This window comes from Micromonospora sp. CB01531, from assembly GCF_001905095.1.
Classification (GTDB): Bacteria; Actinomycetota; Actinomycetes; order Mycobacteriales; family Micromonosporaceae; genus Micromonospora.
This window is the reverse complement of record NZ_LWLS01000138.1, coordinates 123,376-138,083: the sequence shown is the minus strand read 5'-3', so window position 1 is coordinate 138,083 and position 14,708 is coordinate 123,376. Positions and strand designations below refer to the sequence as shown.

16 protein-coding genes are annotated in these 14,708 nt (G+C 70.9%); 6 read left to right on the top strand and 10 right to left on the bottom strand.

Annotation, left to right across the window (positions count from 1 at the left end):
• Nucleotides 1-196: 196 nt before the first annotated feature.
• On the top strand, nucleotides 197-667 hold the full coding sequence (locus A6A27_RS40715) for a hypothetical protein (protein WP_143194437.1): 471 nt from the start codon (nucleotides 197-199) through the stop codon (nucleotides 665-667).
• 148 nt (nucleotides 668-815) lie between these two features.
• Here the strand turns inward: A6A27_RS40715 and A6A27_RS40710 are convergent, their stop codons facing one another.
• Nucleotides 816-1,154, bottom strand: coding sequence for a hypothetical protein (locus A6A27_RS40710; protein WP_073839982.1), 339 nt, complete (start codon nucleotides 1,152-1,154; stop codon nucleotides 816-818).
• Between the two features lie 503 nt (nucleotides 1,155-1,657).
• Between A6A27_RS40710 and A6A27_RS45480 the strand changes: the two genes are divergently transcribed.
• Nucleotides 1,658-1,831, top strand: coding sequence for a hypothetical protein (locus tag A6A27_RS45480; protein ID WP_198940669.1), 174 nt, complete (start codon nucleotides 1,658-1,660; stop codon nucleotides 1,829-1,831).
• Nucleotides 1,832-1,918: 87 nt separating this feature from the next.
• On the top strand, nucleotides 1,919-2,461 hold the full coding sequence (locus A6A27_RS40700; protein ID WP_083673256.1) for a DUF4396 domain-containing protein: 543 nt from the start codon (nucleotides 1,919-1,921) through the stop codon (nucleotides 2,459-2,461).
• Nucleotides 2,462-2,557: 96 nt separating this feature from the next.
• Here the strand turns inward: A6A27_RS40700 and A6A27_RS40695 are convergent, their stop codons facing one another.
• From A6A27_RS40695 to A6A27_RS40685, 3 genes are all read right to left on the bottom strand, one after another.
• Entirely contained in the window at nucleotides 2,558-3,193 is a 636-nt protein-coding gene (locus A6A27_RS40695; protein WP_073839981.1) for a TMEM175 family protein, read from the bottom strand.
• 175 nt (nucleotides 3,194-3,368) lie between these two features.
• Nucleotides 3,369-4,298: a phosphotransferase gene (locus tag A6A27_RS40690; RefSeq protein WP_073839980.1), complete on the bottom strand. Its 930-nt coding sequence runs from the start codon at nucleotides 4,296-4,298 to the stop codon at nucleotides 3,369-3,371.
• Nucleotides 4,299-4,343: 45 nt separating this feature from the next.
• A complete protein-coding gene (locus A6A27_RS40685; protein WP_143194436.1) occupies nucleotides 4,344-4,985 on the bottom strand; it encodes a hypothetical protein in 642 nt (213 codons plus the stop codon).
• Nucleotides 4,986-5,274: 289 nt separating this feature from the next.
• Between A6A27_RS40685 and A6A27_RS40680 the strand changes: the two genes are divergently transcribed.
• Nucleotides 5,275-5,745, top strand: a complete 471-nt coding sequence (locus tag A6A27_RS40680) for a hypothetical protein (RefSeq protein WP_143194435.1) — start codon at nucleotides 5,275-5,277, stop codon at nucleotides 5,743-5,745.
• Nucleotides 5,746-6,072: 327 nt separating this feature from the next.
• On the opposite strand, the gene A6A27_RS45475 is transcribed toward A6A27_RS40680, so the two are convergent.
• The 3 genes from A6A27_RS45475 to A6A27_RS40665 all read right to left on the bottom strand — a co-directional run bounded on the left by A6A27_RS45475 (nucleotide 6,073) and on the right by A6A27_RS40665 (nucleotide 8,786).
• Nucleotides 6,073-6,762: a hypothetical protein gene (locus A6A27_RS45475; RefSeq protein WP_198940676.1), complete on the bottom strand. Its 690-nt coding sequence runs from the start codon at nucleotides 6,760-6,762 to the stop codon at nucleotides 6,073-6,075.
• 293 nt (nucleotides 6,763-7,055) lie between these two features.
• On the bottom strand, nucleotides 7,056-8,054 hold the full coding sequence (locus A6A27_RS40670) for a DUF4352 domain-containing protein (RefSeq protein WP_073839977.1): 999 nt from the start codon (nucleotides 8,052-8,054) through the stop codon (nucleotides 7,056-7,058).
• Nucleotides 8,055-8,129: 75 nt separating this feature from the next.
• A complete protein-coding gene (locus A6A27_RS40665) occupies nucleotides 8,130-8,786 on the bottom strand; it encodes a 4'-phosphopantetheinyl transferase family protein (protein WP_073839976.1) in 657 nt (218 codons plus the stop codon).
• A gap of 188 nt (nucleotides 8,787-8,974) precedes the next feature.
• Here A6A27_RS40665 and A6A27_RS40660 point away from each other — a divergent pair, with 188 nt between their 5' ends.
• A complete protein-coding gene (locus A6A27_RS40660; protein ID WP_073839975.1) occupies nucleotides 8,975-9,244 on the top strand; it encodes a hypothetical protein in 270 nt (89 codons plus the stop codon).
• Between the two features lie 54 nt (nucleotides 9,245-9,298).
• On the opposite strand, the gene A6A27_RS40655 is transcribed toward A6A27_RS40660, so the two are convergent.
• From A6A27_RS40655 to A6A27_RS40645, 3 genes are all read right to left on the bottom strand, one after another.
• Nucleotides 9,299-10,072: a peptidase gene (locus A6A27_RS40655; RefSeq protein WP_073839974.1), complete on the bottom strand. Its 774-nt coding sequence runs from the start codon at nucleotides 10,070-10,072 to the stop codon at nucleotides 9,299-9,301.
• Nucleotides 10,073-10,074: 2 nt separating this feature from the next.
• Complete coding sequence (locus tag A6A27_RS40650) at nucleotides 10,075-11,352, bottom strand: VWA domain-containing protein (RefSeq protein ID WP_073839973.1); 1,278 nt, start codon at nucleotides 11,350-11,352, stop codon at nucleotides 10,075-10,077.
• Between the two features lie 697 nt (nucleotides 11,353-12,049).
• Nucleotides 12,050-13,765 carry a dolichyl-phosphate-mannose--protein mannosyltransferase gene (locus A6A27_RS40645; RefSeq protein WP_073839972.1) on the bottom strand — a complete coding sequence of 572 codons (1,716 nt, stop codon included), beginning with the start codon at nucleotides 13,763-13,765 and terminating at the stop codon, nucleotides 12,050-12,052.
• Nucleotides 13,766-13,857: 92 nt separating this feature from the next.
• Between A6A27_RS40645 and rsmI the strand changes: the two genes are divergently transcribed.
• On the top strand, nucleotides 13,858-14,697 hold the full coding sequence (gene rsmI, locus A6A27_RS40640) for a 16S rRNA (cytidine(1402)-2'-O)-methyltransferase (protein WP_073839971.1): 840 nt from the start codon (nucleotides 13,858-13,860) through the stop codon (nucleotides 14,695-14,697).
• Nucleotides 14,698-14,708: the final 11 nt, after the last annotated feature.

The following is a 14,708-nucleotide window of genomic DNA, read 5'->3' as shown; positions in this document are numbered from 1 at the left end:
CTTCCGTGACATGACTCATCCTCTCAATCGAGTCTCCATGGAACCCGCGCTGGTTCACCCAGGTGGGGGACGGCCACCTCAACTTCACGAAGACCGAGACACGCTCCACCGGCAGTGCCTATCGTCCGTGAGTACGCGTATAAACCCCACGAATCCCATCTGCATTTTCCCACCACAGCGATCAAAGAAGGCCTACATGAACATCCGCAGGAAATCGGCTCGTGCGTTCATCTCCATCCCTCTTGCGTTGCTGCCCGTCATTTTGGGCGCAGGGGCGGCACACGCAGCAAGCATGAATGGTAGGGCTGGTCAGATGCCCGCTTTCTACGATGACGTAATGCACACCGTCAACATGAAAGAGATGCCGACCGGTGCCTCGGCCGCACTCATCGCGCATAACCCGAGCATCAACATGATCTTCGCAACCAACGACCTGGACGAGGAACAGGAGTTTATTCCTGTGATCGATGCCATCCAGGGTGACGGGTTCAACCCCCTGTGGCGCCAAGTCCTCATCGTTTTCAACCCGGGGGTCACGCCTCAGCAGTTCCATTCCGACGACGAGGTCCTGGCAGCTCAGCGCGATGGGCTAATCACTCTCAACGTGACGGACGAGGTGTATCGCTGTTCAGTTGTTGGCCCCGGCCCGAAGAACCCGAAGAAATAACATCGCACAATGAACCTGCCCGCCTCGCAAGCGGCGGGCAGGTTCCTGCGGCCCAGGACTGTCCTGTTGGAGTTGTTGACGATCTTGGCGTCAAGAATCGGCCAGTGGAACGACCCTTCCCAAGGGCTGTGCCAATAGTCCAGGGGTGTCAGTTCGCTGCCGTCACGTACCCGGCTGAGATAGGAATCTGCGGCTCAATCAACAGCTTTGCGCCGTCGTGTCGAGCTTTGTAGCGCAGGCTCCGGGCGTCGTCATCCAAGCCGGTGGTTTGATCCTCGGCGACGGACACTATCAAGGTTGGCGATGCGGCGCTTTCGATCGGTCGTCCGGCCAGCAATGCGGCAGCCGCCAGCGCCAGGCCGCCAATGCCGGCAATCCAGCTCGCGAACTCGATGGCCCGGCCGCCCCAGACGAGAGAAGCCGCCGCCAGGCAGACGGTTCCAATTGCCGCGATTATCGCCAACAGGTGCCACGACCGGCGTCCCATCAACGTATTTTGGTTGAGTTTGGTGGCTGTGTCGAGGCTCTGTTGGGTCGCCCTTCGACTCGCCGGAGTTGATCTGCTCGCGGATATCGCGGGCGGCCTCTGAGTGGGCAGCTTCAGGCACAGGGCCTCCCGGCGCAGGCGTACATCGGCGTGGGCCGGACGGGATGTGCAAGGGGTGCGGGGTGTGGTGGGGGCGCTGCTGCTGCCGTACCCGTGCTGGCAGGTGGAGTGGGCGACCAGCCGGCAAGCCCCGGACGCGGACCGCGTGCTTCCTGGGCGATGGGCGGTGACCACACGCGGTCTGGTGCTGCCGATCTGGACGTGCGGCGGCCTGTGGCGGGGCCGTGGCCGCGCGGGACGCGGTGGCGGGAGCTGCGGGCAGGGTACGCGGAGGCGGCGGTGTCACTGGCGCTGTATCTGGGGGGCGCAGTTGGTGCGCGCCTCCGCGGATCTGCACTGGGTGCCGCCGGCGCGCTGCACCGCCGTTTCCTCGGTTGGCTGCGGTGAGCATCCTGCGGGCCGGTGACGAGAGGTTTCACTACAGCGACGGCTCGCACCGGTGGATCCCGCCGGGCCCGGACTGCGACCAGGAGGTCTGGGACGAGCAGGTACGCCAGCACAAGCATCAGCATCTGCGGAACGAGCGGCCCAAGGTGCGGCTGCGGCACCTCGTCTGACGACAGCAGTCAGGCCGAGTGGCGGCGCACACCTTGATGCCCGTACCCCCTAAGGGTATGTTGAGGTCGACTCAGGGAGGTGCGGACATGGATCTTCACAATCACCAGCAACACGATCCGGCGGGCGTGAGCGCAGCGGTGGCAGCGGGGCACCCACATGCTCACCATGGCCAGCGCGAGAAGACGACTGCGACGTGGGCGATGGCCGCGGCGGCGACGCTGCACTGCCTCACCGGCTGCGCGATCGGTGAGGTGCTCGGCATGGTCATCGGCACCAGCCTGGGCCTGCACAACGCCGCCACCGTGGTGCTGTCGATCGCGTTGGCTTTCGTGTTCGGCTACGGGCTGACCATGCGCGGGGTGCTGCGTGCCGGGGTCGGCGTTCGTACCGCGCTGAAGGTGGCCCTGGCCGCCGACACGATCTCCATCGCCGTCATGGAGCTGCTGGACAACGCGTTCATGGTGGCCGTGCCCGGCGCCATGGATGCCGGCCTGACCAGCCTGCTGTTCTGGGCCGCGCTGGCCGCGTCACTGCTGGTCGCGTTTCTGCTCACCACCCCGATCAACCGGTGGTTGATCTCGCGGGGCAAGGGCCACGCCGTCGTGCACCACTACCACCACGCCCACTGACCGGTTACGCCAATGGCGGCCGGAGACCGTGGGGTGCCCGGCCGTCGAGGAATCAGGGATGACTGACGGGACTGACCGGCATGAACCTTCCCGCGTTCACGCCGGACCGCCATCCTCGCCGGGGCGGGGCCTCGCCCTAGCGGTCTCGCCCCGGATCGGCAGCCAGTAGAAGGGAATGAAGGCGGCGATCACCGCCACGCCAAGAGCAGGAAGTAGGGCGCCCAACAGGGTTCCGGTGGCGATCCAGGTAAGGGCGATCCGGAAGCGTCGGCCGATGGCTCTCGCGCCGGCGGAGTCGAGGGTGGTCACCAGCAGTCGGGGGTGGCGGCGTGCGTACGCCCAGACGGCGTTGAACAGAATGGCGGCCAGTTCGAACGTGATGCCGTGGAGGACGACGGCAACGCGCTGACCCTCTCCGTCACGGAGCGCATGGGCCAGCACGGAGGCGGCGAACGGCAGGAACGCGATGTCCATCAGCAGCACGGTGTTCAAGAACAACACCGTCCGGTCGACGCTACGGATCTGGTCGAACATGGCGTGATGGTTCGCCCACGCCTGCCCGATCAACATGAACGTGACGCCGTAGGCCAGGTAGGACGGCCAGAGCGTGACGAGACTGTGGAACAGGTGCCGGGTGTCCTGCGGCGGGCGGATCTCCAGGACGAGCAGCGTGACGGCGATGGCGATGACCGCATCGCTGAACGCGACGACCCGCGAAGGATGGCGCTCCATGCCGAAAGGTGTTGCTCGTCCCGATCCCCGAACAGGTCCTGTCACCGTTCAAGCGTCCGGCACCGGGCGCTGTCGCAGGCGGAGCCGAGCGGCGTGTCAGCAATCGCTCGGATCCGCTAGGGCGGGCTTGCGGCCGGTCCGCTCGCTTCATCAAGTACCTGCCGCGGTAGTGGTGCTACGCCGCCCAGTCGGACCACAGCGCCTCGGTGATGTCCGGTCGGTTGAGTGCCGCCGCGCACCAGGCGAAGTGGCCGTCCTTCCCCTCCGCGTCGTAGGAGTTGCTGGTCAGCAGCGCATAGACCGCGCGATAGAAGAGCAACTCGTGCGGGGTGTGGCCGAACAGCCGGCACAGCGTCTCGACCCATTCGTCGTCCAGGCTGCGGGCGGCCGGCCCGTACATGTCGAAAACGCCTGCAGCGATGCTCGCCTCGAAGGCCGGATCCGCCTCGGTGGACAGGAAGCCCCAGTCGAGCAGGGCCGCCGGCTCGCCGGCCGGCGTGACCAGCACGTTTGCCGGTACCAGATCGCCGCTGGATGGTGACGGTGCGGGACGGACGGAGGCCGTTGACCAGGTGGTGGACGCGAGCGATCTTCTCATCGAACCGGTCGACGGCGTCCCGCAGGTAGGGGTGGGAACCGGCGACCCGCCTGTCCACGAGGGCGCGTAGCGCACCGGCCCAGGCTGCCACATCGGCGCGGGCTCGTCGAGCACGGTCAGCCGGCGGGTGGACGCGCTGCCCGTCGTCTTCGCAAGCTCCGTGACCACTGTCAGCATGCAGCTGGCCGCCGTGTCGACCGAGACAGCACCCGCCGCCACGGCCTCCCTCAGGTTGCGGCCGGGCAGCTCGCGCTCGATGGTCACCCCGTGACCGCGCACCTCGTCCACGTCGACCATCCGGGGTACGGCGAAGGGAAGGCCCTGTGACCCGAGGTGCTCGTAGAAGTCCGTGATGAACCGCAACTCGGCCGGCTGCCGGCGGAACCAGAGCTTGCCGACGTGCCCGTCGCCGAGGGCGAAGACGACCCCTTCCATGCCCTCGCCGAGCAGGCCGAACCGGCGGTAGCCCTGCTTCGCGAAGTGGTCCTTCAGCTGTTCGTGCGTCACGGGCGGCAACTCTGACCTCAACAGGTAATCGTCATGCGGAGCGACTCAGCGCGGGAGTTGTTCGCACATCCCATTGAATGCGAACTGCCAGGGCGTGGCTGCCATTCTGGAGGTGACCTGACGGGTCGTTCCGTCTTCCGTGCGGACCGATATCACGACCGGGACCGGTTCGTTCGGCACTCTGGCCGTGCAATTGAGCGTCAGCCGCACGCTGAAGGATTGTGCCCCTGGCCGCACCACATCGGATCTGACCGAGGAGAGGCCGAGGTCGCCCTTCGACGCGCGAATGTCGGTGACCTCCACCGGCAAGGGGCCGTGGTTCACCACGATCACCGATGATTCCGCCCGGACCAGTGAACCCTCGCGCTCGCCGCCCGCCACCTCGTTCTTCCCGAGAACCAGCACTGCGGCAGCCGACTCATCCGCCAGGCGCTGTTGCCGCGCCTGCCACTGGTAGGTGCCGACGCCAGCCACGGCTCCCGCGCCGACAAGCAGCGCCAGGACCAGTGGCAGCGGGACACGCGCCGATCGGAAACTGCGCCAGGGGTGCCGTAACGGATCCTGGTGGGAAAGCGGAGGCTGCGCCTGCCTGGACGGCGCGTCCAGGTCGATCATGGGTGCCTCGCCCGTGCCGGACGGCTGGCCGGCCGACCCAGACACCTGCTGCCTGCCCGTGTCCTCGCGCACGATGCGCACGCTACCGGTGCCCGGCATTCTTCGCGGTCCAGGTCGCCGATGCCGCTATCACTGGCGGGAATGCCGGGCGGACGCGTAACGGTCGCCGGTGGGGCCGGTGAGCTGCCGTCCGGCTGGCGGCCAGCTGCTGTGAGCTCAAGCGGCGGTCCAGCGCAGCCGGCCGTCCTTGGCCGACCTCTGACACCGCATCAGCCTGCCCTTGTCGGTGAGCCCGTAAGCGCCCTCCGGACTGCAGAATGCGCCGGGACGGACGCCGACTTGAATTGGTGGCGTCGTCGGCTTGGTCGTGCGGGACGTGCTGGGGGTCGGCGTTGGCGCCGGTTTGGGGCTGCTCCGCGTCGGCTTCGGCGTCGGGCTGGGCTTGCTGGTCGTCGCCCTGGGACTCGGCGACCTGGTGGTGGCCGTCGGGCTCGGCGACTCGGTCGTGGCCGTGGGGCTCAGCGAGTCGGAGACAGCAGGGTCAGCCATGGCCCGCTCCGCCGAAGCGGACGGCTTCGCGGCTGGCTTGTCGTCGTCGGGACTGCCGATGGCGGCCAGGCCGCCACCGCAGCAGCACAGCAGGGCCAGTCCGAGGAAGCCCAAGGCGACCTTCTGTCCGGAAGTGACGCGTCGCTTCGGCCCGTTGTCAGGAACAACCTCGGTCGGACCCGAGGGCGTTCGCCAGCCCTGCTGCTCGTTCCCGGCAGCAGCCGGATCCTGCGCCGTCGGATCAGGCGGGACTGCCTCGAACTGGGCGGTTGGCGGCTGGTAGGGCGGGGGTGGCGGCAGTTGCCGGTACCCGGGGTCCTGCGGGGGCTGGTGCGTCACCGACCCAGTGTGCTGGCGGACGAACCAATCGCCAGCGGCCGATCGGACAGCATCTGCGTTCGCGCTCCAACCGGAGCGGCATGCCCATGGCTGCCGGGAGACGGTGCTGACCGACGTGGCGGGCGACGATCCGGACTGGCTGTTCGCGGCCTGGCGATCGCTGACCCGGTCAGGATGACGACGGAGGCCGTCCCCTAACGGGAACGGCCTCCGTGACATCTCGTCCATTGCATCCGTCCTGCTTGGATGTGTGGCTGGCCTTGGTCTGCCGTTACTTGTCGCAGGCGATCCCGTCCCCGTCCGCGTCCAGGCGGTAGATGTCCGTGGCGATGACCCGCACGGGGCCCTGAACGTAGGCCGGGCCGTTGCCGCTGCCGCCGGCGCAGTCCACGTCGCTGGCAATGGGTACGCAGCCGCTGTAGTTGGGGTCGCACTTGCGCGTCGTTGCCGGCTTGGTGGTGCGCGGGGCGCTGGTGGTGCGCTTCGGCGCCGGCTTGGGGCTGTTCCGCGTCGGCTTCGGCGCCGGGCTCGGCCGGCTTGTGGTGGGCGCCACGTTCGGTGACTCGATCGACGGCATGGGGCTCTCTGGCTGGGAGACGGCGGGTTCGGCCAGCGCTCGCGCCGCTGCTGCCGACTCCTTGGCGGCCGGCTTGTCGTCACCGGAGCTGCCGATGGCGGCGAGGCCGCCGCCGCAGCAGCACAGCAGGAACAGTCCCAGGATGCCCCCGGCAATCTTCTGCCCACGAGTGACGCGTCGCTTCGGGCCTTTGCCAGGAGCGCCGTTGACGCCAACCGGAACCGTTGCCCAGCCGTGCACCTCGTGCCGGCCGGCAGCCGGGGTCTGTGCCGTCGGGTACGGCAGCACCGGTACGACCTGGGCGTTCGGCTGCCACGGTGAGGGAGGCGGCGGCAGGGGAGGCGGCACTGGGTGCCAGGGGTCCTGCGGAGGCTGGTAGGTCACTCGTCCCAGTGTGCTTGCGGCCTCAATAATTGACAGAGGCTAATCGGCCACCATCTGTGTCGACGCTTCGACGCCCGGTGATGTCCGGATTGCTGGATGAGCTGACCGACCGTCGGAGTGCCGGTCGGGCAGCGGGAGGAACGATCGGCAGGCCGAGCGGGTCTACGACGGCTTCCAGCCGAGCAGACCATGCTCGAACTGGTCGTCCGCCAGCTACCGTGACGGACGGACCCCGAAAATGCGACAGGGGCCGGTCCCAGGATGGGACCGACCCCCGTGCGGGGCGTCGCGGCTCAGGGCTTCCAGGAGCCGGCCGTCTCCAGCCGGTGCTCGTACTCCAGGGTGCCGTTCTTGTCCTTGACGTCGAAGACGAGCTGGCCGGTGCGCTTGCTGCCGCTCGCCAGGTCGTTGCCCGAGCCGAGCAGCTTGCCGCACCCGGAGAGCGCCCCGGCCACACCGTTTGCCTCGCTGCCGTCGGCGCCGATCCACTTGAAGTAGAACGGATTGATCGAGCCGGTGCCCTTGGTGACCTCGGCGGTCACGTCGGCGATCAGGTACATGCCGTTCTTCGGCCCGGGCATATACGCCTGGCAGGCCTTGTCCTTGGTCCGGAAGTTGCTGACGGTGATCTCGACCGTGCCATCGTCGTCGTTGATGATTAGCGTGTCGCCCGGCTTCATGTTGAACGTCTCGCCGTCGGTCTGCCCGGCCTCCGGCGTCGGCTCCGACCCACGCGTGGGCGCGTCGTAGGACCCCGCCGGGGTGGGCAGGCTCTCGACCGCGTCCTGGGCTTTCTTGGCACCGCTGTAGATCGCGAAGATGCCGCCGCCGCAGCAGAGCAGCAACAGGACCGCCGCGATGATGCCGACGATGATCCAGACGTTCTTGTTGGACTTCTTGGCCGGCGGCGCGCCGAACGGCTGGCCGGGCGCCGGCGAATACGCCCCACCCGGCGGGTACGCCCCGGCCGGCGGGTACGGCGTCCCGGGGGTCGGCGGCTGCGGCGGGTAGGGCGTCCCGGAGGTCGGCGGGTACGGCGGTTGCGGCGTGCCCGCGACCGGCGGGAACGGCGTGGTCGGCGGCTGCGGGCCGGCCGGCGGCGGGTACGGTGCCCCCGACATCGGCGGCTGCGGTGCCCCGGAGACCGGCGGCTGCGGTGCCCACGGGCTGTCCGGCGCGTACGGGCTGCCCGGCACCGCCGGCATCGGCGCGGTGGGGAACGGCTGGGTCGGCGGTTCCGGGGGCTGCTGGTTCGGGTCCTGCGGCCCGAACGGAGGCTGAGGGTGGCTCACCGGTCTCCTTGGCGCCTTCGAAGCTCTTCAGTCGGGAAGACGGTACAAGCCGCCGCCAAGTTGTCCGTCAGGACGTCACCGGGGTCCCAGGACGGCGGCGCTGCGGACCAGTTCGGCGTCCACCGCGAACCGGCCGGTGACCGATGCCGGTGGATCGGTGGCCGGGGCCGCGGCGAGCCGCGCCGGGGCGATCCGGGCGGTGAACGCCCTGGCCTCGGGGTCGACCGTGACCCGGGCGTCGTGGAAGTCCAGCCAGGTCCCGACGACCGGGTGCCAGACCTTGTAGACGGTCTCCTTGATGCTGAACAGCACGGTCGGCCAGGGGACGCCGGCAGGCAGCCGGGCCAGGTCCGCCTCCTCCTCGGGTAGGCAGATCGCCCGGCGTACCCCCGGGTTGAGCTCCCGGTGGCGCTCGGCGTCCATACCCACCGAGCGGACCTCGGTGGCCCGGGCGGCGGCCGCCGCGCAGTAACCCCGCGTGTGGGTGATGGTGCCGACCACCCCGGCCGGCCACACCGGGGACCGGTCGGGCGCCGACGGGACCGGGGCGGCCGGCAGCCCGAGTCCGGCCAGGGCCCGGCGGGCGCACATCCGGCCGGCGGTGAAGTCCCGGCGCCGGCTCTCCACCGCGTGGTCGCTGAGGCAGGCCGACTCGGCGGGGAGCAGGGTGCCGGACCAGTCCCCGGGGCCGGCCACGGCCACCGCGACCGCCGGTGGCAGGAGGTCACGCATCGTTCGCCCCCGATGCGCGTTGGCACAGGTAGGGAGGAACTTCTGCCCCCTCGGGGAAGTTGACGGCGGCCATCGACGGTGAACGTACCGCAACGATGTAACGCCGGAGCGTCCCGGGGCGCTGTAGGGGAGTCAATGGGGCGGGGAACCTCCAGGAGCAAATACGTCCACATGGGAAGGAACAGCCGATGACGCCTGGTGCGGAGGCGTCGGGACCACAGCCGGACGAGCACACGCCGGTGACCCCCGACTGGACCTGTAACTCCTGCGGCGACGAGTGGCCGTGCACCACCAAGCGGAGCCGGCTGCTGGCCGAATACCGGGTGGACCGCGCCTCGCTGACCGTCTACCTCGGCTCCTGCCTGGCCGCCGCCACGCGGGACCTGCGGGCCGTGCCGGTGTCGTCGCTTCAGGACCGGTTCATCGGCTGGGTGCCGCGGAGCCCGCGCACCACCTGACCGTCGCCTGCGGTAGCCGCCGCGTTCGGGTCCGCGGCGGCCACCGGGCGCGGGTCAGGGTCGGCGGGGTCGCCGGGTGAGCGCGAAGCCGACCACGCCCGCCACGGCGGCGAGCACGCCACCGGCGGTGGTCCAGACCCAGCGCGAGCCGGCCTCGGGGAGCCAGCCGGTGAGGCTGAGCTCCTCCTCGGCGACCGGTTCGGGTGTCGGCTCGGCGGTGAGCAGCGCCCCGGCCCGGGTGTTGGGCACCAGCGGTGCCGCCAGCTTCCCGTCGTCGCCGGACGCGCCGCCATCGCCGTCGACGCTGACCAGCAGGTCCACGTCGATCGGCAGGCCCAGGTCGGGCTCGGGCAGCTCGGTCACGGAGAGCCGGACGTAGTAGGTGCCCGGCAGCGGGTCGCCGGACCACGGCTCGGCCCAGGGCCGGACCCGGCGCAGCGTGCAGCCGAGGGTGACGCCGGTCGCGGTCGCGTCGGCGGTCGGGGTCTGCGCGCCGGCCGTGCAGGCCTGCCGGCGGCGCAGCCCGTCGAAGACCTCGACGGTCCAGGTGGACGGGCCGGTGCGGCCCTTCGGGAAGGCGACGTTGGCACCGATCTCGTGGGTCTGCCCGGCCTCCGCGCGGAACGACCAGTAGAGGTGGTCGCCGGTCGACGCGCCGACCTGGACCGGCTGGCCGGCGGCGATGGCGGTGGCGGTCAGGAACGAGGTGCCGGCCTTGGTGACCGTGGCGGCGCCCGGCGACGGGGTGGGCTCGGCCGAGGCGGCGGCCGGGGTGAGGGTCAGCCCGACGGCGGCCAGCGCCGCCGCGGAGCGGATCAGGGTACGCATCCTCAGTTCTCCCTCCAGGTGGCGACCCACCAGCGGGTGAGCAGCCCGGTGACCAGCCCGGTGACCAGCCCGGCCAGGGTGAGCAGGAGCAGCAGAGCCCAGCCGCGGCCGAGGTCCGGCCCGTCCGGGGCGGGGGACGCGGCGACCACGTCGACGGTCAGCTCCACCGGCATGCCGGGGGTGACCTGGGTGCCGGGGCGGGCGGCGAAGGAGTTGCTGACCACCAGGCACACCGTCTCGGCGGTCTGCGTACCGCTGGGGCTCGGGGTGGGGGTGTCCTCGGCCGCGGACCAGCGCAGGCCGGTGGAGATCACATCGGTACGTCCGCTGCCGGCGTCCACGCCCCGGACGAGTTCCCGCCCGTCCGTCGCGGTGGCCCGCAGCAGTACGCCGTAGTCGGGGTTGACCGGCCGGTCCAGTGCGACGCTGACCGAGGCTCGCAGCTCCTGGCCGGGACGCACCGGCACCCGGTACCAGCGGTGCTCGGAGAACGCCTCGCGGTCGGTGTAGACGCCGGGGCCGAGCAGCGGCGCGTTGGCACACTCGGCCGCCCCGCCGACCACCGTCGGGGTGGCGGTGTAGGTGTCCCGGGCCCGGTCCACGAGCTGCTTGATCCGGCCGGTCAGCTCGTCCGCGCTCTGTGCCGCCGTGTAGGTGCCGCCGGTCGCGCCGGCGATGCAGAGCAGTTGCCGGCGTACCTTCTCGTCGGGGGCCAGGCCGAGGGTGTCGACGACCAGCCTGGTGCCCTGGGCGGCCAGCTCGCGGGCCACCTCACAGGGGTCGGGCGGGGCGCAGGTGTCCTCGCCGTCGGTGATCAGCACGATCCGGCGGGCGGTGCTGCCGGTGCCGAGGTCCTGCGCGGCGGAGCGGAGCGCCAGCCCGACCGGGGTGAAGCCGGTCGGCCGGAGGGTGGCCACGGCCGCCTTGGCCTGCGTACGGTCCACCGGGCCGACCGGCACGATCTGCTGGGTGTCCAGGCAGCCCTGCTTCTTGTCCTTGCCCCGGTAGGTGGCCCCGAGCACCCGGATGCCGAGCTGGGTCTCGTCCGGCAGCGCGTCCACGACCTCGTTGAACGCCTGCTGGGCAACGGAGATCCGGCTGCGCCCGTCAATGTCGCGGGCCCGCATCGAGCCGCTGACGTCGAGGACCAGCTCGACCTTGGGCGGCTCGGCGGGGGTTTCGGGGGTGTCGTCGCCGGCCCGGGCGGGCGCCGGACCGATCAGCGCGGTCGTCGCCAGCAGTCCAATGAGGACCGCTGCCGATCTGCTCTTGTTGATCACCGGCCGAAGTGTAGTGAGATCCACTTCGGATGATCATCCGGGTGGTGACACCCGGGTGATCATCCAGCTGGTCATGGGTTGTCGGTCATCGTCGGGACATCACCCCCTCCCGTGGCTGGTCGGCCGGCGCACCATGCCTCGGGTGCGCCGGTGGCCGGTGGAAGGGGCTGGCGGCGCCCGGCTCCGCGAGCGGAAGGTGAGCGGCCACCGGGAGAGGCTATGAGGGCGAATAGCGAGGTATGTCCAAGTCCGCGAGGCTGGCCGACGAGGGATATTTCATCATTCGCATATCCGGATTGCAGACCATAGAGCGGGCTTAGCAGACAAACAGGTAGTTCTAGCCTATAGGTCATCAACGATGACGAAAGCTCCGGAGATCAACACCGGCTGCGGGCCCGCGCGGTCCGGAAAGCGCTCCCCTTGGCGGTTCGGCCGGGCGGGCGCCCCTCGGCCGGCGGCGGAACGAAGCCGTAAGGCTCCCGTAAGGTCTTCGCGCCGTGACCACCGGCGCCACCTGCGGGCGAATCATCCTCGTGGGGGCTCGCCGGTCGGGAATCTGACCGGAGACGACCAGTTGTGCCGCTGATCCGGGGTGGTTAAGCTTCTTCTGCGCGCCCCAATCGCCCGCTTCCCCCGTGGCAGGCGATCGGGGCGCGCTTCTTTGCGTTGTCCAGCCCACCGCCGGTAGCGCCGGGCGTCAGATCCAGCGCCCGTCCAGCCACATCCGCGCCGACCAGTCCGCGTACCTGATCAGGCGGCCCACGAAGACCGGGTAGAAGTAGGCGAAGCAGAGGCCCACCAGCAGCACGTACGCGCCCGCGATGATCCCGCCCACCAGCCGGCGGTCGGCGACGTCCGGCCCGCCCGGTGGCGCCCCCGTGCCCGGGGCGGCGGCCGGTGCCGGCGAGACGATCGCGCCCAGTACGTAGGTCACCGCCAGCACCAGGAACGGCAGCGCCGGCGCGGCGTAGAAGGAGAACATCGTCCGGCCGTCCAGCGCGAACCAGAACCAGGGCAGCAGGCCGGCGGCCACGCTCAGCAGGATCGCCCCGGCCCGCCAGTCCCGCCGGGCCAGCCCGAGCCAGGCCAGCGCCGCCAGCGCGGGCAGGAACGACCACCAGAGCAGCGGGGTGCCCAGCAGCAGGATCTCACTCGCGCACTGCGGCGCGCCGCAGCTGCCGTCGCCGGACCAGTAGAAGGCCACCGGCCGGCCCAGCAGCAGCCACTGCCACGGCCAGGACTGGTACTTGTGCGGCTCGTCGAGCTGGGTGTGGAAGCCGTACGCGGCCTTGTGGTATTCCCACAGGTTGATCAGCGGCCCGATCACCGGGGTGTCGTTCAGCCCCGGCGTGTTCGGGTAGCGGCTGGCGAGCCGGTAGTAGCCGTCGTCGGTGAACAGCCAGCCCGACCACGTGGCGACGTAGGTGGCCACCATCAGCACCCCGGCCAGCAGCAGCCAGGGCAGCTCGTCCAGCAGGGCGTCCCGCCACGGGTGGCGTACCCCCGCCGAGCGGCGGACGCCGACCTCCCAGAAGATCACCAGCAGCGCGAAGGCCGGCACGAAGTACACGCCGCTCCACTTGACCGCGCAGGCGCAGCCGAGCAGCACCCCGGCGGCCAGCCGCCACCACGGCCAGTTCCGCCAGCCCGACGGCGGCCGGCCGGCCCGCCCCGGTGTCGACGGGTCGAGCCCCGCCGCCAGCGCCCGGGCCCAGCGGCGGCGCCGGGCGTCCCGATCCAGCACCAGCGCGCCGAACGCGGCCAGCACGAACAGCAGCAGGAAGATGTCGAGCAGCGCGGTGCGGGAGAGCACCAGGTGGAAGCCGTCCAGGGCGAGCAGCAGGCCGGCCGCGCAGCCCAGCGCGGTGGAGCGGAACATCCGCCGGGCGATCCGGACCAACAGCAGCACCGACAGGGTGCCGGCGACGGCCGCCGCGATCCGCCAGCCGAACTCGGGGGCGGTGGTGGTCAGGTGCCCCGGCACGGAGATCTTTGTCTCCGCGTCCTGGTAGCCGAACGCCCACTCACCGAACCCGATCAGCCACTTGCCCAGCGGCGGGTGCACCACGTACGACGGGCCGTTGTCCTTGTAGTTCCACTCGACGCCCTTGTCGATCAGCCCGTAGGCGTCCCGGGCGTAGTAGATCTCGTCGAAGATCTTGCCCTTGGGACCGCTCAGCCCGACGAGGCGCAGGATTGCCGCGATCGCCACCACGACGGCGGTGGCCAGCCAGGCGTGCCCGTCGAGGCGGGCGTCGACGGTGGCGAGCCGCCGCCGGACGACGGCCGGGACCCCGCCGCGGTCGGTCGTTGCGGCCTCGGCGGCCTGATCGGTGATCGGCTGACCGGCGGCCGTCCGGTCCGATCCGGCCCGGCCGGCGTCCGCGCTCTGTGCTGTCGAGGCACTCGTCACCCGGCGATCGTAGGCTGCGAAGGTGCCCGGTGGCGCCCGTCGTCCCCGAGATTGGTACGGCTGTCGATGAAGGAGCGCACTCCGTGGGTGAAATGTCCGAGGTCGGACGGGTGGTGCTGCTCGGCGCCCCGCTGGGCAACCCGGCCGACGCGTCGGCCCGGTTCCGCGAGGTGCTCGCCACCGCCGACGTGGTCGCCGCCGAGGACACCCGGCGGCTCACCCGGCTGGCCCGGGACCTCGGCGTCACCGTGGCCGGCCGGATCGTCTCCTACTTCGAGGGGAACGAGGAGCGGCGGACCCCGGAGCTGGTCGAGGTGCTCGCCGCCGGCTACACCGTCGCGCTGGTCACCGACGGCGGCATGCCCAGCGTCTCCGACCCCGGCTACCGGCTGGTCCGGGCCGCCCTCGACGCCGGCTTCCCGGTCACCGCGGCCCCCGGCCCGAGCGCGGTGACCACCGCCCTGGCGCTCTCCGGGCTGCCCTGCGACCGGTTCTGCTTCGAAGGCTTCCTGCCCCGTACGCCGGCCGCCCGCCGGTCCCGGCTGCGGGCCCTCGCCGCCGAAGAGCGCACCCTGGTCCTCTTCGAGGCCCCGCACCGGATCGCCGGCGCACTGGCCGACCTGGCCGCCGCGTTCGGCCCGGACCGGCCGGCCGCGCTCTGCCGCGAGCTGACCAAGACCTACGAGGAGGTGGTCCGCCGGCCGCTGGGCGAGCTGGCCGAGTGGGCCGTGGCGGGTGAGCCGCGCGGCGAGATCACCCTGGTCGTGGCGGGTGCGCCGCCAGCCGCAGCGGCCCGGCCCGACGACGACACGCTGCGCGCCGCGGTGGCCGCGCGGGAGGCGGCCGGCCTGTCCCGGCGGGACGCCATCACCGAGGTGGCCGCCGAGTACGGGCTGCGCCGGCGCGAGGTCTACACCGTCGTGCACAGCTGAAGGAGCCCGGT